This window comes from Paraburkholderia sp. CNPSo 3281 (assembly GCF_024206515.1).
Lineage (GTDB): Bacteria > Pseudomonadota > Gammaproteobacteria > Burkholderiales > Burkholderiaceae > Paraburkholderia > Paraburkholderia nodosa.
This window is the reverse complement of the sequence record NZ_JAMBPS010000001.1, coordinates 39,443-62,794: the sequence shown is the minus strand read 5'-3', so window position 1 is coordinate 62,794 and position 23,352 is coordinate 39,443. Positions and strand designations below refer to the sequence as shown.

Here is a 23,352-nt window from a genome sequence, read left to right as displayed (position 1 = left end):
CCCGAAAACGCAGCATGTGTCGACCAGAGTTGGCGCTTCAGCGCTTACTCTGGTCCCATGCCCGACGGGCAAACAGGGCCCACGGTCCGGCGCTCGCGCGCTGGACCGGATTCGTGTGACAGCCCGGGCGGGGCTTGCCGTGCGGACGAGTCCGCGTTTTAGTTTGCGCCTGAGTCCACGCTTTAAGCCGTGGCGCGACTCCAGTTCGCGTCGAGCTTCGCGATCAGCGCGGCACGCTCTTCGGGCGTCACGAACGAAGCCTCAAAGCCGTTGCGCAGGATCGTGTACACCTCGTCGTCGTCGAGCTTGAGCGCTTCGATGATGGCGCGGTAGTTCTCGTTGACGTAGCCGCCGAAGTAGGCGGGATCGTCGGAATTGACGGTTACGGCGACGCCCTTGTCGAGCAGGGCCTTGAGCGTGTGCTGCGTCATGTCGTCGAACACGCACAGCTTGGTGTTCGAGAGCGGGCACACCGTGAGCGCCACGCGCGTGTCGGCCAGACGCGTCACGAGCGCCGCGTCTTCGATGCTGCGCACGCCGTGATCGACGCGGTCGACCTTGAGCAGGTCGAGCGCTTCGTAGACGTAGGAGGGCGGGCCTTCCTCGCCCGCGTGCGCGACGAGCTTCAGCCCCATCGCCCGCGCTTGCTCGAACACGCGCTCGAATTTCGATGGCGGATGGCCGCGCTCGGACGAGTCGAGGCCCACGCCGATCAGGCGTGCATAGCGCTCGAACAGCGGGCGCGCGGCTTCAAAGGTGGCGAGCGCATCGGCTTCGCTCAGGTGGCGCAGGAAGCACAGGATCAGCTTGCTCGTGAGGCCCCGTTTTTCGGCGTCGGCGAGCGCACGGTCGATGCCCGCGACCACCGTTTCGATCGGCACGCCGCGTTCGGTGTGCGTTTGCGGATCGAAGAAAATTTCGGTGTGCACGACGTTGTCGGCGAGCGCGCGCTCGCAGTACGCCATCGTCATGTCGTAGAAGTCCTGCTCCGAGAGCAGCACGCTCGCGCCCGCGTAATAGATGTCGAGGAACGACTGCAGGTCGGTGAACGCGTAGGCGGCGCGCAGCGCGTCGATCGAGTCGTAGGCGAGCTTCACGTTGTTGCGCTGCGCGAGCGCGAAGATCAGCTCGGGTTCGAGCGAGCCTTCGATATGGATGTGCAGCTCGGCCTTCGGCGCATTGGCGGCCTTGTCGACGAGCGCCTTTGCGTTGGCGGCGGTGTTGGCGGTGGTCGTGATCGTCATGTTCGGTTCGATTCGCTTATGGGTTCTTCAGTGTTTGACATCACGCGGAATGGGGGGCATGCGCCGCGCTCGCCAGCTTCGCCGCTTCGATCGCCTGCAGCAGTTGCGCGGCGGCCGAGACGGCGATGACTTCGGGCGACTTGTCGACGATACCGTCCACGCCGAGCGGGCAGTTCATGCGCGCGATTTGCAGGGGATCGATGCCGCGCGCGGCGAGCCGGTGCTCGAACTGCTTGCGCTTCGTGTGCGAGCCGATCATGCCGAAGAACACGAAGTCGCCGCGGCGCAGGATGCGCTCGGCGAGATCGAGGTCGCGCGAATGATCGTGCGTCATCACGATGAAGCTCGTGCCGGGCGGGGCCGTGTCGACGGCCTCGTCGGGCGCGTCGTTGGCGTCGATCGCGACGTTGGGCGCGTTCAGCAGTGCGAACGCCTCGGGCGTCGGAAACGCCGCGTCGCGCTCGTCGACCCACAGCACGCGGCAGGGCAGCGTGCCGAGCACGCGCACGAGCGCCGCGCCCACGTGGCCCGCGCCGAACAGCACGACGGGAAAATCGTTCGGCGCGATGGTTTCGGTGAGAAGCAGCGCGCCGCCCGTTTCCCAAAGCAGGCAGTCGGGCGCTTCCACGCCCGGTTCCGGCTCGGAAAGCATGGCCGGATCGGCTACGGTGCCTTCGCCCTCGGGGCTCCCGTTCCGCGAGGAGCGAAATGATACGCTACGCACGGTCGACGCGCCTGCCGCGAGGCGGCGCGCGAGCGTGGCGAGCCAGCCGAGGTCGGCCACGTCGAGGCGCTCGAACGCGAGCACCACGGCGCCGCCGCAGCACTGGCCGAGGCTCGGCCCGAGCGCGAGGCGCTCGAGGCGCCGCGCGTGCGGCGTGCGCATGCCGTCGCGCAGCACCTGGCGCGCGATTTCGATGGCCTTCCATTCGAGGTGGCCGCCGCCGATGGTGTGGCGGGCCGCTTCGCGCGTGACGATCATCTTCGTGCCGGCCTCGCGCGGCGCCGATCCCTCGACGCGCGCAACGGTGACCAGCACGGCGGCGTCGCCGTGCGCGAGCAGGTGCTGCAGATCGGAAAGCCAGGCTTGCATCTGGCGCTTCTCCCTACGGGGCGGCACGGTGTTGCCTGTGCCGCCGGTTAATCTTCGTGGCCTCGCGCGGGCTGCGCTTCGCGGTTGGAGTGTGCGAGGCGCTGGCCGGTTCGCGCGGTCAGTTCATTTTGCGGCTGTTTGCCTGCAGCGCGTCCAGCGCATCGAGAATCGCTTCAGGCGTCGCGGGCGCGCGCAGCGGCGCGGCCTCGCGCGCCTCGGGCACCGCCGCGCCCACGGCGTCGCGAATCGCGAGAAATACCGAGAACGGCAACAGCAGGGGCGGTTCGCCCACGGCCTTCGAGCGGAACACGGTCGCCTCGACGTTGTCGTTGCCGCCGCTGCGATAGAGCTTCACGTTGAATGCCTCTGGCGTGTCGCTCACCGCCGGAATCTTGTAGGTGGACGGCGCATGCGTCATGAGCCGCCCGTCACGGTTCCACCAAAGCTCCTCGGTGGTGAGCCAGCCCATGCCCTGGATGAAGCCGCCTTCCACCTGGCCCAGATCGATGGCCGGATTGATCGACTGGCCCGCGTCGTGCAGCACGTCGGCGCGCACGAGTTTCCATTCGCCCGTGAGCGTGTCGACGACCACTTCGGACACCGCCGCGCCATAGGCGAAGTAGTAGAACGGATGGCCGGTGAGCGTGCGCGCGTCCCAATGCACTTTGGGCGTGGCGTAGAAGCCATCGGACCACAGTTGCACACGCTTCATGTACGCGAGTTCGACGAATTCGCCAAAGGCAATCGCCTTGCCGTTCGCTCGCACCAGGCTATCGTCGAACGCAACGTCTTCGGCCGCGCCGCCGTATTGTGCAGCCGCGAACGCCGCGAGGCGCGCGCGGATCGTGAGCGCTGCATCCTCGGCGGCCTTGCCGTTGAGGTCGCTGCCCGTGGAGGCCGCCGTGGCCGAAGTATTGGCGACCTTCGAGGTATCGGCAGCGCTCACGCGCACACGTGCAAGCGGCAATCCGAGCGTGCCCGCCACGACCTGCGCAACCTTGGTGTTGAGCCCCTGGCCCATTTCGGTGCCGCCGTGGTTCACGAGCACCGAGCCATCGCGGTACACATGCACGAGCGCTCCCGCCTGGTTCAGATGCGGCACGTTGAACGAGATGCCGAACTTGACCGGCGTGAGCGCCAGGCCGCGCTTGAGCACGGGGCTCGTGCGGTTGTACGCGGCGATGGCCGCGCGACGCTCGTGATAGCGGCTCGACGCGAGCAGTTCGTCGGTGAGCGGCGCGAGCACGTTGTCCTCCACGCGCTGGCCGTACGGCGTGATGTCACGCTCGCCCACGCCGTAATAGTTCGCGCGCCGCACATCGAGCGGATCGCGGCCCAGCGCCCTGGCGATTTCATCGAGCATCACCTCCATCACGAGCGCGCCTTGTGGGCCGCCGAAGCCGCGAAACGCGGTGTTCGACTGCGTGTTCGTCTTGCAGCAGAGCGCCACGATTTCGACATCCGAAAGAAAGTAGGCGTTGTCGAAGTGACATACCGCGCGCGTGGCGACCGCGCCCGAAAGATCGGCGGAATAGCCCGCGCGCAGCGCGATCTCCACGCGCGCGCCGAGAAGCCGTCCTTCGTCGTCGTAGCCCGCTTCGTAGGTGTAGAGCGCATCGTGGCGCTTGCCGGTGATCATGAAGTCGTCGTCGCGATCCGCACGCAGTTTCACGGGCCGCTGCAGCTTGTGCGCCGCGAGCGCGGCGACGCACGCGAACAGCGCCGACTGCGATTCCTTGCCGCCAAAGCCGCCACCCATGCGCCGGCATTCGCAGGCGACGCGATGTGCGGGCCAGCCGAGCAGATGCGCGACGACCTGCTGCATTTCGCTCGGGTGCTGCGTCGAGCTGTAGACGAGCATGCCGGTCTGCTCTTGCGGGAGCGCGTAGGCCACCTGGCCTTCGAGATAGAACTGTTCCTGGCCGCCCACGGCAAACGTGCCTGCGAGGCGATGCGGCGCAGCGGCGAGCGCAGCATCCGGCGCGCCGCGCACGAGACGCAGCGGCGGCAGTACGTAGTGCTGGCGCGTGCGCGCCTCTTCGATGCTGAGAACGGGCTCGAGCGGCTCATAGCGAACGACGTCGTCGCTCGCGGCGAGCGCCGCGGCGCGGCGTGCGAGTTCGTAGCTCGTGGCGATCACCGCGAACACGGGCTGTCCGAGATATTGCACGACGTCGCTCGCGAGCACCGGATCGTCGTGCACGACCGGGCCGCAGTCGTTCTCGCCGGGGATATCGGCGGCGGTCAACACCGCAAGCACGCCCGGCGACGAGCGCACGCGTTCGAGATCCAGCGCGACGATGCGCGCGTGCGCATGGCGCGCCAGGCCGAGCGCCGCGTGCACGGTGCCGTGCAGTTCGGGGATATCGTCGGTGTAGCGCGCCTCGCCGCTCACGTGCGCATCGGCGGATTCGTGCGGCAGCGGCGCGCCGAGCGCGCGCTCGTGGGCGTGCTCATCGCCTGGCTGTGGGCGCATGACGAGCGCTTCGGCTTGATCGTTCATGACGTGACTCCGGCGGCTGCATTGTCCCGGCCATCGTCGTCGCCTTCGGCGAAAGCGAACGCGTTGACGTCGCACGGCGCGAGCGGGGCGTCGTCGCGCGTTTCGAGCCAGCAGCGCCACAGCAGATTGCGCGCGACCTTCAGGCGATAGGCGCCGCTCGCGCGCATGTCCGTGAGCGGCTGATAGTCGGTGGCGAGCGCATCCATCGCGCGCTGCGCGCTGGCTTCGTCCCAGCGTGCACCGGTGAGCGCGGCTTCGGCAAGCGCGGCGCGCTGCGGGATCGCGGCCATGCCGCCGTAGGCGATACGCGCGTTCGCGAGGGTGCCGTCCTCACGAACGTCGAGCGCAAACGCAGCGCACACCGCCGAGATATCCTGGTCGTAGCGCTTGGAGACCTTGTAGGTGCGAAAGCGCAATGTCGGCGCGGGGCGGGGCACGCGGACCGCTTCGACGAATTCGCCCGCTTCGAGCGCGTTCTTCTGGTAGCCCGTGTAGAAGGCTGCAAGCGGCAGCGTGCGCACGCGCGCCGCACGACGCAGCACGAGCGTGGCGTCGAGCGCGAGCAGCGCGGGCATCGAGTCGCCGATGGGCGAGCCGTTCGCGACGTTGCCGCCAAGCGTTCCTGCATTGCGAATAGGGAGCGAGGCGAAGCGCGCCCACAGTTCCGCGAGTTCGGGGTAATCGATGGCGAGCGCGGCGTAGGCATCTTCGAGCGGGACGGCCGCGCCGATCGTGAGCGTCTGGGCGTCGCGCGCAACGCTCGCCAGTTCCGCGACGTTGCCGGTGTAGATGAGGTCGCCAAGATCGCGGAACTGTTTCGTGACCCACAGGCCGATATCGGTGCTGCCCGCGAGCACGCGCGCGTCAGGATGCGCGGCACGCAGCGCCGCGAAGGCGGCGAGCGTGCGCGGCGCGTAGAACGTGCTTTCGCCGTGCGCGGCGCCTCGCACATCGGGGCCGCGATATTCGAAGGTGCCGGTGCGCTGCAGCGCGCGCAGTTGCGCCTCGACGCGAGCGCGATCGAGCGCCACGCGCGCATGGCAGGTCTCGTCGAACATGCGCAGCGACGCTTCGATGATGGGCCGGTAGCCGGTGCAGCGGCACAGGTTGCCCGAGAGCGCCTCGTTGATTTCCTCGCGGCTCGGCAGACCCGCACCGGCAGGCTGGTTCTCGTAAAGCGCCCACAAGGACATGACGAAGCCCGGCGTGCAGAAGCCGCATTGCGAGCCATGGCAATCGACCATCGCCTGCTGGACCGGGTGCAGTGCGCTATCCGGCTGGCGCAGGTCTTCGACGGTGTAGAGCGCCCGGCCGTCGAGGGTCGGCAGGAACTGGATGCAGGCGTTGACAGCCTTGAGCGCGAGATGGCCTTCGCTGTCGAGTTCGCCCACGACGACCGTGCACGCGCCGCAGTCGCCCTCCGCGCAGCCTTCCTTGGTGCCGCAGGCGTGCAGATCCTCGCGCAGGTGCTGGAGCACCGTGCGTGTGGGAGGCAGGTCGCGCACTTCGTGCACGGCGCCTCGGTGGAGGAAGCGGATGGTTTGCGTTGTCATGGTGAACCCGGGGACATTGCGGATCAGGCGCGCGTTACGAGAGGGGCGCGCCAGCACCGGCCTCGCGCACGTAGATCGCCATCCAGTTCCGAAGATAGCACCGCTTGCCGCAGGAAAGTATTTCCCCCGCAAGATGGGGGTTATGTGAGTTGGGTCATGACGACGTCACAGCGCGCGCGGCGTTGCAAAGCCATTGCGTGCGGTGATCGCGCCCGCAAGGAGGGGATGGTGCGGAAGTCGTGCGCGATTCGATGCTGCCGTGCGAGGCTGGCGCTCGAATCGCGCTGGCGTGCGCGCTGCCCGATGGCTGGGCGGCGGAAGCGATAGAAGAGCCGGTGGAGCTTGAAAAGGCGCGCCGCGCCCTTTCCCCGGTCAGCGGCGGATGCCGGGCCACGACACCTGGCGGCGCCGGTTACGCCACAGGCTCAGGATCACGACCAGGAACGCGATGACGAAGGCGAGCAGCGACCACACCGGCATGGTCAGGCCAAGCGTCGGCGGATAGGTGGTTTCGCAAAGGCCTTGCACCTTGAACACGCCGGGCAGCCAGTGCGCGAAAGGCAGGCCATCGACGATGGGCTGCAGCGTGTCGAAACCGCAGCTGTAGTTGGGGAACGCCTGCACCCAGACGAGCTTCGCGGACGCAATCGCGCCGCCTGCCGCCGAAAGCACCACGAGCGCTTCGAGCACGCGCACGCCGCGCCAGCTCGTCATGCGCGCGCCGAGAAAGGCGAAGACCGCGATCAGAATCAGGAAATAGCGCCCCAGGATACACAGCGGGCACGGGTCCTGATGCTCGACATACTGGAAGTACAGGGCGCCGCCCAGGAGCGCGAGGCAGATCAGGCCAAGGAGGACCAGCAGGCCGCGCTCGCGGCGCAACAGCGCGTTATCGTCGTTCATGAGGCTCATTCGTTCGGGTTATCTGGCGCAGCGCACAGGTGGCTGCGACGGCGTGACGGGATTCTAGCGCGAAGGTTGCGCGCGGCGCGGACGTGTCCTTGCCCGCACGCAGCAGGGGCTCGAGCGATTCCCGCTCAAATCAGCGCAGCGGCGCGAGCACGGCCTCGACGCCGCGTCCAATGGCGAGCAGCGCGTCATCGTTGTCAGGCGCGGCGGCGAGCATCAGTCCGACCGGCGCTGCGCCGTAGTGGTGGCACGGCAGCGAGAGCGCGCAGGCATCGAGGAAGTTGAACGCGCTCGGGTTACGCAGCACGAGCGCGTTGGTGCGCGCGAAGACATCGTCGTCGGCGACAAGCGGGGCGGCGGGCGGCGGCGCGATGGGGACGGTCGGCGCGATCACGGCGTCGAAGCGCGACCAGAGCGTGGCCTGGGCCTCAGCCATGACCGCTGCGCGCGCGGCGATCAGGTCCAGATAGTCGGCGGCCGTAGCGTGCTCGCCCTTCAGGATGCGCACCAGCACGCGCGGGTCGTACTGGTCCCGATGCTTCGCAATCAGCTCGCGATGCCACGCATACGCTTCCATCGGCGAGAAGCCGATACGGTTGATTCCGGCGAGGCGCTCGAAGGCGGCAAAGCGGACTTCGCTCACGATCGCGCCGGCCGCATCCAGATGCTTGAGCGCCGTATCGATCGTCTCCGCGACTTCGGCGTCCACGTCGTCGGTCACGTAGTTGGTGAGCACGCCGAGGCGCACGCCTTCGAGGTGGCGCGCGGCCGGCACGTGCGGCGCGAGTCCGGCGAGCACGCGGTCCGTGAGCGCGCAGCACGCCACCGTGTTGCCGATCGGGCCAAACGAGTCGAGCGTGGGGGAGAGCGGCACGCCGCCCGTTTTCGGAATGCGCCCGGCGGTGGGCTTGAAGCCCGTAAGGCCACAGAACGCGGCGGGAATGCGGATCGAGCCGCCGGTATCGGTGCCGAGCGCGACGGCGGCCATGCCGTCCGCGACCGAGGCCGCCGCGCCCGAGGACGAGCCGCCCGCCACGCGCGCGTCGCCTGCCACGCCGCGGCGCCAGGGCGAGAGCGGTGTGCCGTAGTGCGGATTCAGGCCGAGCCCCGAGAACGCGAATTCGCTCATGTTGGTGCGGCCGACCAGCACCGCGCCCGCATGGCGCAGCCGCGCGACGGCGGTGGCGTCCTCTTTGGCGGGCGCCGCATTCGCGAGCGCCGTGGAGCCCGCGCGCGTGACTTCGCCTGCTACGTCGAACAGATCCTTTACCGAGACGGGGATGCCCGCGAGCGGCGAAAGCACCGTGCCGGACGCGCGCAGGCGGTCGTGTGCGTCGGCGGCGGCGCGCACGCGCTCGGCATCGACATGCGTGAAGACGGTCGCGCCCTGGCCGGCCGGGTCGGCGATGCGCTCGAGCGCGGCTTCGGCGAGCGCGCGGCTCGTCGTGCGGCCCGCGGCGAGGTCGGCCGCGAGCCGGGCGAGGGGAGGGAACGGGGTAAAAGCGGGCGTGAAAGCGGTGGTCATGGCGGCGGAAGACTCGGTCAATGCGCGGCGGCGCGCTGCGCGAAGGTCAGCGGAGCAGGCGGGCGGCCCGCCGGCGAAGGGCGCCGAGGGCGGGCCGCGCCTGCAAGGGTCGCATCATTGTAGGTCGGCTTTTTTCCTTGCGTGCGATTTGGCTCACGCCGCGCATCGGGTAATATGCGCAGAATCGATAGCTATTTGTAAGGAAAGACCTTCATGCACCACGGAATCGGCTTCATTCAGGATCTGGCAGTCGTGATGGCGCTGGCAGGCGTCGTCACCGTGCTGTTTCATCGCCTGAAGCAGCCGGTCGTGCTCGGCTATATCGCGGCGGGCGTGATCATCGGGCCGTACACGCCGCCGTTCCAGCTCATTCACGACGAGCAGACCATCCAGACGCTCGGCGAGCTCGGCGTGGTATTCCTGATGTTCTCGCTCGGCCTCGAATTCAGCCTGCGCAAGCTCTTCCAGGTGGGCGCGACCGCCATCGTCGCGGCGCTCTCGGAAATCGTGCTGATGCTGTGGCTCGGCTACGAGATCGGCCGCGCGTTCGGCTGGGCCACGATGGATGCGCTGTTCCTCGGCGCGATTCTCGCCATCTCTTCGACCACGATCATCGTCAAGGCGCTCTCCGATCTCGGCGTGAAGCGCGAGCCGTTCGCGCAGCTCGTGTTCGGCATCCTGATCGTCGAGGACATTCTCGGCATTGCGATGCTCGTGCTGCTCGGCGGCATCGCGCAGACGGGCGAGCTCTCGCCGGGCATCGCGCTCATCACGCTCGGCAAGCTGCTGCTCTTCATGCTGGTCTCGCTGCTCGCGGGCATCCTGATCGTGCCGCGCGTGCTCGGCTATATCGCGCGCGTGGGCAACGACGAAATGCTGCTCGTCTCGGTGCTGGGCTTTTGCTTCGGCTTTTGCCTGCTGGTCGTGAAGCTCGATTATTCGATTGCGCTCGGTGCGTTCCTGATCGGCGCGGTCATGGCCGAGTCGCGCCATCTGCATCGCATCGAGCATCTCGTCGCGCCGCTGCGCGACGCGTTCTCCGCCATCTTCTTCGTGACGATCGGGCTCATGCTCAACCCGCTCGTGCTGGTCGATTACGCCTGGCCGATCGCCGTGATCTCGCTTGCCGTGGTGCTCGGCAAGCTCGTGTCGTGCGGCCTCGGCACCTTTCTCGCGGGCCACGACGGACGCACCGCCATGCGCGTGGGTATGACCGTCTCGCAGATCGGCGAGTTCTCGTTCATCATCGCCTCGCTCGGTCTCACGCTGAAGGTGACGAGCGGATTTCTCTATCCGATCGCCGTGACCGTTTCGGCCATCACGACGCTCACCACGCCTTACCTGATCCGCATCGCCGATCCGCTCTCGCAGCGCCTCGCGCGCGCCATGCCGCCTGCCGTCTCGAACGTGTTCGGCATGTACAGCCAGTGGCTGCGCTGCCTCGTGCCGCGCTCGGACGGGCCCACGATCTTTTCGCTCACGAAGCGCATCGTCGTGCAGATTGCCGTGAATCTCGCGCTCGTTTCGGCGATCTTCATCGGCGTTTCGTATGGCGCGCGCTACGCGTCGCCGTTGCTTGCGCACTGGATCGGTGACGAGCGCATTCAGCGTGTCGTGCTGTGGAGCGCGGCGCTCGTGCTCGCGATGCCGTTTCTCGTGGCGGTGTGGCGCAAGACGCAGTCGCTCGCGCTGTTGCTCGCCGAAGTGAGCGTGCAGCCGGAGAAGGCCGGGCGCTTTACGCGCGCGATCCGGCATGTGATTGCGGAACTGGTGCCCGTGGTCTCGATGTTCGGCGTGTTCCTGCTCGTGGCGGCGCTCTCGGGCACGATCCTGCCGCCCACGGGCTTTCTCGTCGGCGTGCTGGTGTGCGCGGCGGCGCTCACCATGCTGTTGTGGCGCTGGTGCGTGAAGATCCACGCGTCGATGCAGATTGCGTTGCGCGAAACCTTCGACGAGCGGCCGGATGCCTGACCAGGCGAGTTCGAGGTGCCGCTGGTGCGACGGGATGTGAGCAATTGTGTGCGGGGGTGGCGGCGGCGTGCCGTGCGACGGATAATCAAAGCCTGTTCATTCGTTCGCGCGCCGCGCGCCTGACCCCACGTCATGAGCGATAACAAATCAGACCACCCCGAGGTCCCTGACGGCGCAAGCCGTCCTGCCGATGCCGGTCCTGCCGGCGCCCCCGCGCCCTCGTCCTCGTCCTCTCCTCCTGCTGGTTCTCCCTCTGCATCGCCTTCCGCTTCGCCCTCCGGGGAAGCCGCGCAACGCGCTTCGACCGATGCGCCCGAAAGCGCTTCGACCGTCACGCCCGGCGCTGAAGGGGCGGCAGCGGCTTCCGCGCCTGGCGAGTTGCCGAAGCAGGCGCCGGCGGGCACGACGCCGAGTATTCCGATCAGCGAAACCGCCGAGGCCGGCAAGTCCGCGCCCGCGCCGGCCCCGCATACCGAACCGGCGAGCACTGGCGAGGCGGCAGCCTCTGCTGCGCCGCAACGTCCTGGTGCTGCGCCGGCCGGCTTCGGCCAGGCGCCCGACTTCACTGCACATCACCCGCCGCCGCCCGGCGCCATTCCGCCGGAACCGCCGCGTTATCTGCGCGCGAGCGATTCGGCCTGGGCGGTGTTCGGCCGCATCGTCGTGGCGCGGGCGCGGCAAATGTTCGACCGCGCCGGTCAGCGCATCACGCAGCGCACGTTGCGCATCGGCGTCTCGGCGCGGATCTTCCACCCGGAGCCGGGCGCACTAGGGCTGCGCGGCAAGACGCTGCAATACCTGGAGGAATCGATCGCACACTGGGTGATGTCTCGAGACGTCATCGTGTTCATGATCCCGACGGTCGGGCATCAAGGGATGCTGCACCCGAGCAATATCCGCTTGCGCGATTACGCGAAGCATCTCGACGGCCTGCTGCTCCAGGGAGGCGCCGACGTCTCGCCGCAGACGTATGCGGAAGTCTCGCCGCGCCCCGAATGGCCGGGCGACCGCGTGCGCGACATGTACGAACTCGAACTGCTGCATGAGTTCGTCGAATCGGGCAAGCCGGTGCTGGGCGTGTGCCGCGGCTGCCAACTCATCAACGTGGCGTTTGGCGGCACGCTTTTTCAGGACATCGCGACCGAAGTGCCGACGGCCGGCGTGCACGTGAGCGAGCATTACGACCAGCATCGCCACGCGGTCACGTTCCCGGCGGGCTCGACGTTCGCGACCATGTTCCCTGGGCGGCGCGAGGCGATCGTCAACTCGATTCACCATCAGGCGGTGAAGAGCCTCGGACGCGACCTGACTGTCGAGGCCGTTTCGGCGGGCGACGGGCTCATCGAGGCGGTGCGTTACCGGCGTTCGCCATTCGTCGTGGGCGTGCAGTGGCACCCCGAGTTCCATCGTGCGGGCGGCCCCGAACTGCTCGACTGCACGCCGCTGCTCGACACCTTCTTGCGATCTGCGCGCGAAACCCGCTTCTGATTGCAAACCACGGGCGATCACTGCGAATCGCAGCCACCCCCTCCTGGCCGCGTGACGTACTACGTCGTGCTGTTTCAGGACAAGCACTTCTGGCGCGTGATCCGTTCGCAGGACGAAGCACGTTCCGAGGCGATCTACGCAGACTTCGCGCGGCAAACCGAGCAGCTTTCGCAGTTAGAGATACGCCGGACGGAGCTGGAGGCGCAAAAGACCTTCATCGAACGCATCGGGAATGGCTTAAAAGCCTCGGTTGTTTGCGCTGAGTCTGGCGGACTTCACTGGCCGCCGAGCCGGTACACGTAACGCAGTGCGGTGATGTCGATGCCGCCCATGCGGTCGGGCTCCGAGCCCGAATAGGTCCAGCCCTGGCGCTCGTAGAACGCAATCGCTGGCGTGTTGCCGTCGAGCACGTAGAGATAGAGCTGCGTCTCGCCCTGGGCGCGCGCCCAGTCCTGCGCCGCGCGCATGAGCCGCTTGCCGACGCCGGTGCCCTGGTGCGCCGGCAGCGCATGAAGATTGTCGAGCAGGACGCCCCAGGGAGAGCCGGGCTGGCGTTCGACGCACACGAAGCCCACGGCCGCACCCGATGCAAGCTCGGCGATCAGGACGAGCCGCCGTTCGCTGCCTGGCGCTTCCATGCGCGCGCGCCAGTAAGCCGCGCGCTCGGCGTCGACTTCGCGTTCGAGAAACGCAGCGGGCAGCAGTGCGCGATACGTCGCCTGCCAGCTTGCGGCATGCATGGCGGCGAGCAAGGGAGCATCGGCGACGGTGGCCGGGCGCAGCGTGAGGGCTGGGATGTCGGTCATGCGGATGGCGGACGTGTGGGCGTCTGAATCAGGGCGCGCGTCGGGGGCCGCGCGCCAAGCCCTGCTGCAAGACATTTTGCCCCATTCGAGGACGCTCGCGGCGGGGTCGCCCGCAATGAAAGAATAATGAATTTATGTCGTAATAAATATGGAAGAATTGGGCTCTGTTGATGCTTTTTGCTAGCCTCTTTTAAGGAAATGCCCGAATATCTGAGTCCCGGCGCGTATCGCACAATAAAATGCCCGCGCGCGCGCGCGACCCTCGTTTTACCGCGAGTGATTGTTTTTCACTGTCCCGCGAGCCGCTCAGGCTTCCCGGACAGTCTCTTCAGAGAGTGTCATGTCTACCGCGTCCCACGCATCCCCTGGCGAATCAAAATTCCGGACCGTTTTCCGCGTCGTCAGCGGCAACTTCCTGGAAATGTACGATTTCATGGTCTACGGCTACTACGCTTCGGCGATCGCCCGGACCTACTTCCCGAGTGACAATGCGTTCGCTTCGCTGATGCTCACGCTGTCCGTGTTCGGCGCGGGCTTCCTCGTGCGTCCGCTCGGCGCCATCATCCTCGGCGCGTACATCGACCATCACGGCCGCCGCAAGGGCCTCATGCTTACGCTCGGCCTGATGGCGTTCGGCACGCTCGCGGTCGCCGTCGTGCCGGGCTACGCGACCATCGGCATACTCGCGCCGGCGCTCGTGCTGCTGGGGCGGCTGCTGCAGGGTTTCTCGGCGGGCGTGGAACTGGGCGGCGTCTCGGTCTATCTCTCCGAAATCGCGACCAAGGGCAACAAAGGCTTCTACGTCTCGTGGCAGTCGGGCAGCCAGCAGGTCGCCGTGGTGTTTGCCGCGCTGCTGGGCGTGCTGCTGCATCGCCTGCTGCCCGTCGAGCAGATGACGAATTGGGGCTGGCGCGTGCCGTTCCTCATCGGCTGCCTGATCGTGCCGTTCCTCTTCATCATTCGCCGCTCGCTCCAGGAAACGGAGGAGTTCGCGAAGAAGAAGCATCGTCCGTCGATGGGCGAAATCATGGCGTCGATGGTGCAGAACTGGGGCGTCGTGATCGCCGGTATGGGCATGGTCATCATGACCACCGTGTCCTTCTACCTCATCACCGCCTACACGCCGACCTTCGGCAAGGAAGTGCTCAGGTTGAACGAGATCGACACGCTGATCGTGACGGTCTGCATCGGCTTGTCGAACCTCTTCTGGCTGCCGGTTTCCGGCGCGGTTTCGGACCGTGTGGGCCGCCGCCCGATGCTGATCACCTTCACCGTGCTCACGATCCTCACCGCCTATCCCACGGTGCAGTGGCTCGTGGCGGAGCCGTCGTTCGGCCGCCTGCTCACGGTCGAGTTGTGGCTGTCGTTCCTCTACGCCTGCTACAACGGCGCGATGGTCGTGGCGCTCACCGAAGTCATGCCCGCCGATGTGCGCACGGCCGGCTTCTCGCTTGCCTACAGTCTCGCGACGACGATCGGCGGTTTCACGCCGGCGATCTCGACCTACCTCATCCACGTGAGCGGCAACAAGGCGGCGCCGGGGGCTTGGATGGGCGTCGCCGGCGTGTGCGGCCTCATCGCGACGCTCGTGCTCTATCGCACGCCGGAAGCGCGCAATCAGTACAAGGCTGCCTGATCGGCGGATTGACCGATTGAGCCGGCACTCTCGCGGCGAAAGCAATAAAAGGACGGGGCGCTCAGGCGCTCCGTTTTTCATTGTGCCGCTTACGCGTCGCGCAACTCGCTCGCGACCGTTTCCACGACTTCCGCCCATGCATGTGGGCGTGGCTGACGGACGAGCCGCGCGTGCGGGTACCACGGGCTTTCGTCGGTGCCCGCAAACCAGCGCCAGTCCGCGGCGAACGGCAGCATGACCCAGAGTTTCGCGCCCAGCGCGCCCGCGAGGTGGGCGATCGAGGTATCAATCGACACGACGCCGTCCAGACGTTCGATCACGGCCGCGGTATCCGCGAAATCCTGCAGCTTGCCGCCGAGCCGGTGGATCGAGCGTGCCCGTGGATGCGCGTCGAGCGCCGCGTGTTCCGCGGCGCTGAGTTCGGGTTGCAGGACGATCCAGTCGATACCATCGAGCGCGAAGAGCGGTTCGAGCGCGGCGAGCGCAATCGCGCGATTCTCGTGCTTCTGGATGCGTCCGGACCACGCAAGGCCGATCTTGCGCCGCGCCTGGCCGCCCAGCGAGCCGCGCCACTTGCGCCCGTAGGCCGCGCTGGTGTTGAGGTAGGGCGTGCGCGCGGACAGTGTGTCGATGCTCGTGCCGAGCGCGAGCGGCAGCGAGAGGAGCGGGCAGTGCAGGTCGGCGGCGGGCCGGGGCGTGCCCTGCTCGACGAGCGTGACGCGCCAGGCTTCAGCTGCGGGCGCGATGAGCGGCACGAGTGCGCGCTGCACTTCGAGCACGACGCGTGCTCCGGTTTTCTGTGCCGTTGCGACGACTTGCGGCACGAAGCGCACGAATTGAAGTGTGTCGCCGAAACCCTGTTCGGCCTCGATCAGCAGCGTGCGTCCGTTCAGGGGCTCGCCGTGCCAGCGTGGCAGCGTGCTTTGCGTCGTGCGCGGCGCAATCGGCGCAATCGGTGCAATCGGTGCGTTCACCTGCGGGGGCAGAATGTAGCCTGCGCCGCGCGGTGCGTTGGCGTGTGCCTCGTCGCGTGCGGCCGGATCGAGCCGCCATTCGTACTCGGGCAGTCCACGCCGGAAGTCGCCGAGCGTGAGCCACGTGAGCGCGCGATTCAAATGCGCGGCGGCCAGATCGGGCCGCACGCGCAGCGCTTCGTCGAAGGCGCGCAGCGCGGCCGCATGCCGGCCGAGCGCGTGATGCGCCACGCCGAGCGCGAGCCAGGCGAGGGCAAATTTCGGATCGAAGCCGATCGCACGCTCGTAGGGCCCGATGGCTGCGTCGTGGCGGCCGAGCGCGACAAGCGCATTGCCGAGCCCGAACAGGGCCGGCGGGAAATGCGGCTGCAGCGAAAGCGCCGTTTCGAAGGCAGCCACGGCTTCGCCGTGATGGCCGGTCGCGTCGAGCGTATTCGCAAGATTGAAATGCGCGGCGACGAAGCGCGGCTGCACGCGCAGCGCCTTCTGGAATTGTTCGACCGCGCTCGCGCTGTCGCCAAGCGCGTTGAGCGACATGCCGAGGTTGTTGTGCGCCCCGGCGTGGCCCGGGCGGATCTTGAGCGCGCGGCGAAACGAGTCGGCGGCTTCGGCATGGCGGCCGAGCGCGTGCAGCGCATTGCCGAGGTTGTTGTGCGACGAGGCGTCGCCGGGCTGCAGGCGCACGGCCTGGCCGAACGCGTACATCGCGTCCTCGTGACGGCCGATCACCGCATAGGCGTTGCCGAGGTTGTAATGCGCGAGGGCAAACGCAGGCGCGAGTGTGAGCGCGTTGCGAAAGCGCTCGATTGCGCCTTCCAGTTCGCCGAGCGCCTTGAGTGCGTTGCCGAGGTTCAGCTGGAGCGCGGCGTCGTCAGGGCGCAAAGCGACCGCGCGACGCACGAGGTCCGCGGCTTCGGCGTGCTGGCCTCGCTGATGCCGTAGCACGCCGAGCAGATGCAGCGCATCGACGTGCACGGGATCGGCGGCGAGCGTCGCGCGGTAGTCGCGCTCGGCGTCGTCCAGCCGGCCGTCGCGATGTGCGGCGTACGCGCGGACAAAAAGCTGTTCCATAACTGAAGAAGCAAAACGTTCGGGACACAAAGGCGGCATTTTCCCACACTCGCGGACCCGTTCCCGAAGTTGGCCGAATGTTGATCGAAAGTTGACTGGCATCCGTTGCTGAACTAACATTTGAACACCTGTTCATATGTATTGTGTGTATTCATGACCCCAGTTTCCGATGACGAGCGCGTCGTTCCGCTCGCCGACCTCTTCCGTCTGCTCGGCGACGCCACGCGCCTGCGTATCGTGCTCGCCTGTGTTCAGGACCGGATCGCCGTGGGGGCGATTGCCGACACGCTCGGTTTGTCGCCGTCGCTGGTGAGTCACCATCTACGGCTTTTGCGCGCCGCGCGCGTCGTGCGCGCCGAACGCGAGGGCAAGCAGGTGTTCTACGCGGCTGCGGACGCGCATATCAGCGCGATGATCGCCGGCATGCTGGAACACGTGGCCGAGCCCTCGGCGCAATGGCAGGAGGGCGCATGAGCGCAGCGGATCACGAACACGCACAAGACGCCGCAGGCGCCAGGAAGCACGAGGGCGATCACGATCACGCCCACGGCCATGCCCACGACGCCCACGCGCCGCACGGGCATGGTCACGCGCACGGCCACCATCACCATCATCACGCGCCGGTCGCGGGGCACGGCCGCGCGTTCGCCATCGCCGTCGCGCTGAACGTCTTCATCGTCGTCGTGCAGACGGTGTATGGCGTGCTCGCGCATTCCACCGCGCTGCTCGCCGACGCCGGCCACAATCTCTCCGACGTGCTCGGCCTGCTGCTCGCCTGGGGCGCCGCGTGGCTCGCAACGCGCCGTCCGTCGGCGCGCTTCACGTTCGGGTTCGGCAACTCGTCGATTCTCGCCTCGCTCGCCAACGCCGCGCTGCTCCTGCTCGCGTGCGGCGCGATCCTCGCGCAAGCGCTTGGCCGCCTGTTTTATCCGGCGCCGGTCGCGGGCTTCGACGTGTTCGTCGTGGCGACCATCGGTATGGTGGTCAACGGTTTTTCGGCGTGGCTTTTCATGCGCGGGCAAAAGGACGACCTGAACATTCGCGGCGCCTTCCTGCACATGGCCGCCGACGCCGGCGTTTCCGCCGCCGTGGCCGTGAGCGGTCTGCTGATTCTTGCGACCGGCTGGAGCTGGATCGATCCGCTCATGTCGATCGCGGTCGTGCTCGTGATCGTGTACGGCACCTGGGGGCTGTTGCGCGAGTCGGTGCGGCTTGCCCTTGCGGCCGTGCCCGAGAACGTCGACATCGTGCGCGTGCGCGGCTTCCTCGCGCAGCAGGAGGGCGTAGTCGATGTGCATGACCTTCACGTCTGGGCGCTTTCGACCACGGGCTGCGCGCTGAGCGCGCACCTCGTGATGCCGGCGGGGCACCCCGGCGACGCCGCGCTCGATCATATGGTCGAATCGCTCCAGGTCCGTTTCGGCATGCGGCACGTGACGTTGCAGGTGGATCTCGGCACGAGCGAGCATCGCTGCGCGCTGGAGATGCCGGACGGCGCGCACAGGCACACGCAAGCGCACGGGCATCCGCACGCGCACTGAAGCGCGGCCATTCGCGCAGCACCTTCTCGCGCCATTCAGAGCGCATTTGATGCGCTGCCGCGCGACCGGTCCCGGCGCGGGCGATACACTACGTAGCGTGTCGAGCGCATGGAGGTCTGCATGGCCGTGGCTTCTTCTCTCGCGCCCGTGCTCATCGTGGGCGCGGGCCCCACCGGGCTTGCCGCCGCGATGAGTCTTGCGCGTGCGCATATCCCCGTGCGGCTGATCGATCGCGCGCCGCAGCCCGGACGCCACTCGCGGGCGATCGGCATTCAGGCGCGCACGCTCGAACTGTTCGAGCAGCATCGGATCGTCGAGCCGTTTCTCGAACTCGGCCACCGCGCGCATATTGCGAACCTCTATTCGAACGGCCAGCGCCGCGCGCGGCTCGACTTCGATCCGCTCTTCACGCGCTATCCCTATCTGCTCTTCATTGAACAGACGGTTACCGAACGCATCCTCGGCGGGCATCTCGCGACGCTCGGCGTGGAGATCGAGCGCGGCTGCGAACTGCTGGAGTACACCCAGGGCTCGGCCGGCGCGAGCGCGGAAGTGCGCCGCCCCGACGGGCGCGTCGAGTCGCTGCGCTGCGCTTACGTGATCGCCGCCGACGGCGCGCATAGCACCGTGCGCCATCGCCTCGACATGAAGTTTGACGGCGAGACGATGACGCAATCGTTCCTGCTCGCCGACCTGAGCGCGAGCACGCCCTGGTCCGACGACGAGTTCCACATCTTCGCCTCGGGCGACGGTCTCGCCGCACTCTTTCCGTTCGGCCACGGCCGTTACCGCCTGATCGCCGATCACAAGGCCATGCTGCCCGCCGCGCCCGAAGGCACGATCCCCGTGCCCACGCTGGAGGAATGCCGCGACATCATCCTGCAGCGCGTGCACCATCCGGTGTCCGTCTCGGACATGAGCTGGGCGTCGTACTTCAGCGTGAACAGCCGCATGGTGCGGCAGCTGCGCGTCGAGCGCACCTTCTTTGCCGGCGACGCCGCGCACGTGCACAGCCCCGCGGGCGCGCAGGGCTTGAACACGGGCATTCAGGAAGCCTTCAATCTGGGCTGGAAGCTCGCCCGCGTGCACGCGCGCGGCGCGCCCGAGCGCCTGCTCGACACCTATCACGCGGAGCGTTATCCGATCGAGCGGCTCGTGCTGCAGCAGACGAGCTTCATGACGCAACTGGTGGAAGCCGATCACGGCCCGCTCAAGCTGCTGCGCGAGCGCGTGATGCCGGCGCTCGTCGCGCTCGGGCCGCTGCGCGACGCAGCGCGCCAGGCGGTGAGCGAGCTGTCGATCCAGTATCGCCGCAGCCCGCTCACGCTCGAGCGCGTGCTGGACGGCGGCCCCCGCGCGGGCGAGCGCGCCCCGGACGCCTTCGTGCGCGTGGTGGACGGTCCGCTAGGCAAGGCGCCAGGCAAGGGGCGCATCTTCGATCTGCACGACCCGGCGTGTTTTTCGCTGTTCCTGCTGGTGGAGGGTGACGCCGACGCTGCAGCGGTGAAAAACGGCGCGGAAGTGAGCGCCGCGCTCAAGCGATTTGCCGAAGCCGTCGAGCGGCTGTTTCCGCAGGCGCTGCGGATCTGGTGGATCGCCGACCTCGCCAACGGCGAGACGCCGCTGGCGGGCGAGGGCGCGGCCTCGCTAAGCGAATCGTACGGGCGCACGCGGCCCGCGTATTATCTGGTGCGGCCCGACGGCTATATCGGCGCGCGGGGGCGTCCCGCGTCGGACCTCAATGCGCTGCTGCGCCACTGCGAGACGTGGTACGCAGCTGCGGGCTTTGGACAGCCGCCGCCGGTCTGAACCGCGCGGCGCCGTGCGCCTCATGTGATGGGCCGGCTGGCCCGGCTCAAGCCGCCGCGGGCACCAGCGCCTCGCGATACTTCGTGAGCGAGGCGCGCACGATCTCCGTGAAGCCCGCCTGCTCGCCTTCGCCATCGAGCGCCGCGAGCAGTGTGCGGCGCATGCGCGGCTCCCAGAACTTGCGGATGTGCTCCGCGATGCCCGTGAGCGCTTCCTCGCGATCGGGCAGCGAGTCGAAGAACATGCCTATCTGGTTCGCCATTTCGATCAAGTGATCAGCTTTCATCGCCTTATTTCCCTGAGGTGGCAAGCGGTTCGCGCTGGCTCAGCAGCTCGAGCTGGGTCGTATTGAAGCGAGAGTATTCGCGCTGCCACTCCGAGGGCTGCTGCACGTGGCTGACCTGCACGGCCGTCACCTTGTACTCGGGGCAGTTCGTGGCCCAGTCCGAGGCATCCGTGGTGATGACGTTCGCGCCCGACTCGGGGAAGTGGAACGTCGTATAGACCACGCCCGGCTGCATGCGCGTGCTGACTTTCGCGCGCAGCACCGTATGGCCCGCGCGCGATTCGATGCCCACCCAGTCGCCGTCGCGGATGCCGCGGTCTTCGGCGTCCACCGGATGGATATCGAGGCGGTCCTCCTCGTGCCAGCGCGAGTTCTCGGTGCGGCGGGTCTGCGCGCCCACGTTGTACTGCGAAAGGATACGGCCCGTCGTGAGCAGGAGCGGGAAGCGGCGCGTGACCTTCTCCGGCGAGGCGATGAACTTCGTGATGACGAACTTGCCCTTGCCGCGCACGAATTCGTCGATGTGCATGATCGGGGTGCCTTCGGGCGCTTCTTCGTTGCACGGCCACTGGATGCTGCCCATCTCGTCGATCTTCTTGTACGAGACGCCGTGGAACGTGGGCGTGAGGCGCGCGATCTCGTCCATGATCTGCGACGGATGCGTGTAGTCCATCTCGTAGCCGAGCGCACGCGAGAGCAGGATCGTCACTTCCCAGTCCGAGTAGCCGGCGATCGGCGGCATGACCTTGCGCACGCGCGAGATGCGGCGCTCGGCGTTGGTGAACGTGCCGTCCTTTTCGAGGAACGACGAGCCCGGCAGCAGCACGTGCGCGTACTTCGCCGTTTCGTTCAGGAAGATGTCCTGCACGACGATGCACTCCATCGACGAAAGCGCCGCCGCCACGTGCTGCGTGTTCGGGTCGGACTGAACGATGTCCTCGCCCTGGCAGTAGAGGCCCATGAAGGTGCCGTCGAGTGCCGCTTCGAACATGTTCGGAATGCGCAGGCCCGGCTCGCTTTGCAGCGCGACGTTCCAGGCCGCCTCGAACTCGCCGCGCACGATCGAATCGCCCACGTGGCGATAGCCCGGCAGCTCGTGCGGGAACGAACCCATGTCGCACGAGCCCTGCACGTTGTTCTGGCCGCGCAGCGGATTCACGCCCACGCCTTCGCGGCCGATGTTGCCCGTGGCCATCGCGAGGTTGGCGATGGCCATCACCATCGTCGAGCCTTGCGCGTGTTCCGTGACGCCGAGGCCGTAGTAGATCGCCGAATTGCCTTGCTGCGCGTAGAGGCGCGCGGCGGCGCGCACCTGCTCGGCGGGCACGCCGGTCACTTCGGCCATCGTTTCGGGCGAGTTTTCCGGCAGCGAGACGAAATCGCGCCATTGCTCGAACGCGCGCGTTTCGCAGCGCTCGGCCACGAACGCTTCATTCACGAGCCCTTCGGTGACGATCACGTGCGCGATCGAGTTGATCATCGCGACGTTGGTGCCCGGGCGCAGCTGCAGGTGATGCTCGGCCTTCACGTGCGCGGTGTCGACGATGTCGATGCGGCGCGGATCGACGACGATCAGCTTCGCGCCCTGACGCACGCGGCGCTTCAGACGCGAGCCGAAGACGGGGTGGCCGTCGGTGGGGTTCGCGCCGACCACCATGATCACGTCCGAGTGATCGACGGAAGCGAAGGTCTGCGTGCCCGCCGATTCGCCGAGCGTCGTCTTGAGACCGTAGCCGGTGGGCGAGTGGCACACGCGTGCGCAGGTATCGACGTTGTTGTTGCCGAACGCGGCGCGCACGAGCTTCTGCACGAGGTAGGTTTCCTCGTTCGTGCAGCGCGATGACGTGATGCCGCCGATCGAATCGCGTCCGTGCTTCGCCTGAATGCGGCGGAACTCGCTCGCGGCGTAGTTGATCGCTTCGTCCCAGCTCACTTCGCGCCACGGATCGGTGATCTTCGCGCGGATCATCGGCTTCTTGATGCGGTCCTTGTGCGTCGCGTAGCCCCACGCGAAGCGGCCCTTCACGCAGGCATGGCCTTCGTTCGCCTGGCCGTTCTTGTGCGGCACCATGCGCACGACTTCGTTGCCCTTCATCTCGGCCTTGAACGAGCAGCCCACGCCGCAATAGGCGCAGGTCGTCACGACCGAGTGCTCGGCCTGGCCCAGCATCACGACGGTCTTTTCCTGCAGCGTGGCGGTCGGGCACGCGGCCACGCAAGCGCCGCACGACACGCATTCCGACTCCATGAACGATTCGTTCGCACCCGCAGCCACGCGCGATTCGAAACCGCGACCGGCGATGGTCAGCGCGAACGTGCCTTGCGTTTCTTCACACGCGCGCACGCAACGATTGCAGACGATGCACTTCGACGGGTCGTACGTGAAATACGGATTCGATTCGTCCTTTTTGTCCTTGAGGTGATTCGCGCCGTCAAAGCCGTAGCGCACTTCCCGCAGGCCCGTCACACCGGCCATGTCCTGCAGCTCGCAGTCGCCATTGGCGGGGCAGGTGAGGCAGTCGAGCGGGTGATCGGAGATGTACAGCTCCATCACGTTGCGGCGCAGCTTCTGCAATTGATTGCTTTGCGTGCGCACCTTCATGCCCGCTTCGACGGGCGTCGTGCACGAAGCGGGATAGCCGCGGCGGCCTTCGATTTCCACGAGACACAGACGGCACGAACCGAACGGTTCGAGCGAGTCGGTGGCGCAGAGTTTGGGCACGTTGATGCCGGCCTCGATGGAGGCGCGCATCACCGAAGTACCGGCCGGCACCGTCACGGACTGGCCGTCGATTTCGAGCGTGACGTCCACGTCGGCGTGGACCAGCGGCGTGCCGAAATCGGTTTCGTCGAAGGGCGAGCGTTGCTTCTTTGCCTGGGACTTGCAGGCGCAATTGCCGGAACCGCAACCACCGGCTTGGGACATGAGCGTGTCGGACATGG

At 67.3% G+C, this 23,352-nt stretch carries 16 protein-coding genes and 1 pseudogene; 7 read left to right on the top strand and 10 right to left on the bottom strand.

The features are described from left to right. Positions 1-182 precede the first annotated feature (182 nt). The 6 genes from M3I56_RS00285 to M3I56_RS00260 all read right to left on the bottom strand — a co-directional run bounded on the left by M3I56_RS00285 (position 183) and on the right by M3I56_RS00260 (position 8,827). Positions 183-1,244: an adenosine deaminase gene (locus M3I56_RS00285; RefSeq protein ID WP_028208207.1), complete on the bottom strand. Its 1,062-nt coding sequence runs from the start codon at positions 1,242-1,244 to the stop codon at positions 183-185. Positions 1,245-1,284: 40 nt separating this feature from the next. Beyond that, complete coding sequence (gene xdhC / locus M3I56_RS00280; protein WP_254351992.1) at positions 1,285-2,337, bottom strand: xanthine dehydrogenase accessory protein XdhC; 1,053 nt, start codon at positions 2,335-2,337, stop codon at positions 1,285-1,287. Between the two features lie 118 nt (positions 2,338-2,455). Further along, a complete protein-coding gene (xdhB, locus tag M3I56_RS00275; RefSeq protein ID WP_254351991.1) occupies positions 2,456-4,840 on the bottom strand; it encodes a xanthine dehydrogenase molybdopterin binding subunit in 2,385 nt (794 codons plus the stop codon). Then, entirely contained in the window at positions 4,837-6,393 is a 1,557-nt protein-coding gene (gene xdhA, locus M3I56_RS00270) for a xanthine dehydrogenase small subunit (protein WP_254351990.1), read from the bottom strand. Before xdhA ends, xdhB begins: the two co-directional genes overlap by 4 nt. Positions 6,394-6,765: 372 nt before the next feature. Next, entirely contained in the window at positions 6,766-7,296 is a 531-nt protein-coding gene (locus M3I56_RS00265; protein ID WP_254351989.1) for a disulfide bond formation protein B, read from the bottom strand. A gap of 139 nt (positions 7,297-7,435) precedes the next feature. Next, the gene (locus M3I56_RS00260) at positions 7,436-8,827 is read right to left on the bottom strand and encodes an amidase (RefSeq protein ID WP_254351988.1); all 1,392 of its coding nucleotides are present in this window, start codon (positions 8,825-8,827) and stop codon (positions 7,436-7,438) included. A 213-nt stretch (positions 8,828-9,040) separates the two neighbouring features. On the opposite strand from M3I56_RS00260, the gene M3I56_RS00255 reads away from it, so the two are divergent. From M3I56_RS00255 to M3I56_RS00245, 3 genes and pseudogenes are all read left to right on the top strand, one after another. Next, the gene (locus M3I56_RS00255; RefSeq protein WP_254351987.1) at positions 9,041-10,798 is read left to right on the top strand and encodes a cation:proton antiporter; all 1,758 of its coding nucleotides are present in this window, start codon (positions 9,041-9,043) and stop codon (positions 10,796-10,798) included. A 132-nt stretch (positions 10,799-10,930) separates the two neighbouring features. Continuing rightward, positions 10,931-12,286 (top strand): gamma-glutamyl-gamma-aminobutyrate hydrolase family protein, encoded by a 1,356-nt coding sequence (locus tag M3I56_RS00250; RefSeq protein ID WP_254351986.1) that lies wholly within the window; start codon positions 10,931-10,933, stop codon positions 12,284-12,286. A 48-nt stretch (positions 12,287-12,334) separates the two neighbouring features. Then, positions 12,335-12,514 (top strand): annotated as a pseudogene (locus M3I56_RS00245) (DUF2968 domain-containing protein); the annotation flags it as partial. Between the two features lie 47 nt (positions 12,515-12,561). On the opposite strand, the gene M3I56_RS00240 reads toward M3I56_RS00245, so the two are convergent. Then, entirely contained in the window at positions 12,562-13,092 is a 531-nt protein-coding gene (locus M3I56_RS00240; protein ID WP_254351985.1) for a GNAT family N-acetyltransferase, read from the bottom strand. 340 nt (positions 13,093-13,432) lie between these two features. On the opposite strand from M3I56_RS00240, the gene M3I56_RS00235 reads away from it, so the two are divergent. Further along, the gene (locus tag M3I56_RS00235) at positions 13,433-14,728 is read left to right on the top strand and encodes an MFS transporter (protein WP_254351984.1); all 1,296 of its coding nucleotides are present in this window, start codon (positions 13,433-13,435) and stop codon (positions 14,726-14,728) included. 89 nt (positions 14,729-14,817) lie between these two features. On the opposite strand, the gene M3I56_RS00230 is transcribed toward M3I56_RS00235, so the two are convergent. After that, positions 14,818-16,773, bottom strand: coding sequence for a tetratricopeptide repeat protein (locus tag M3I56_RS00230; RefSeq protein WP_254351983.1), 1,956 nt, complete (start codon positions 16,771-16,773; stop codon positions 14,818-14,820). A 153-nt stretch (positions 16,774-16,926) separates the two neighbouring features. Here M3I56_RS00230 and M3I56_RS00225 point away from each other — a divergent pair, with 153 nt between their 5' ends. The 3 genes from M3I56_RS00225 to M3I56_RS00215 all read left to right on the top strand — a co-directional run bounded on the left by M3I56_RS00225 (position 16,927) and on the right by M3I56_RS00215 (position 20,123). Next, the gene (locus tag M3I56_RS00225; protein WP_028208195.1) at positions 16,927-17,247 is read left to right on the top strand and encodes a helix-turn-helix transcriptional regulator; all 321 of its coding nucleotides are present in this window, start codon (positions 16,927-16,929) and stop codon (positions 17,245-17,247) included. Then, entirely contained in the window at positions 17,244-18,314 is a 1,071-nt protein-coding gene (locus M3I56_RS00220; RefSeq protein ID WP_254351982.1) for a cation diffusion facilitator family transporter, read from the top strand. The genes M3I56_RS00225 and M3I56_RS00220 overlap by 4 nt, the downstream gene beginning before the upstream one ends. Before the next feature lie 120 nt (positions 18,315-18,434). Beyond that, positions 18,435-20,123 (top strand): FAD-dependent monooxygenase, encoded by a 1,689-nt coding sequence (locus M3I56_RS00215; protein WP_254351981.1) that lies wholly within the window; start codon positions 18,435-18,437, stop codon positions 20,121-20,123. Positions 20,124-20,169: 46 nt separating this feature from the next. Here M3I56_RS00215 and M3I56_RS00210 read toward each other — a convergent pair whose 3' ends face one another. Further along, on the bottom strand, positions 20,170-20,409 hold the full coding sequence (locus tag M3I56_RS00210; RefSeq protein WP_254351980.1) for a formate dehydrogenase subunit delta: 240 nt from the start codon (positions 20,407-20,409) through the stop codon (positions 20,170-20,172). A gap of 4 nt (positions 20,410-20,413) precedes the next feature. After that, on the bottom strand, positions 20,414-23,350 hold the full coding sequence (gene fdhF / locus M3I56_RS00205; RefSeq protein ID WP_254351979.1) for a formate dehydrogenase subunit alpha: 2,937 nt from the start codon (positions 23,348-23,350) through the stop codon (positions 20,414-20,416). Between the last annotated feature and the right edge of the window lie 2 nt (positions 23,351-23,352).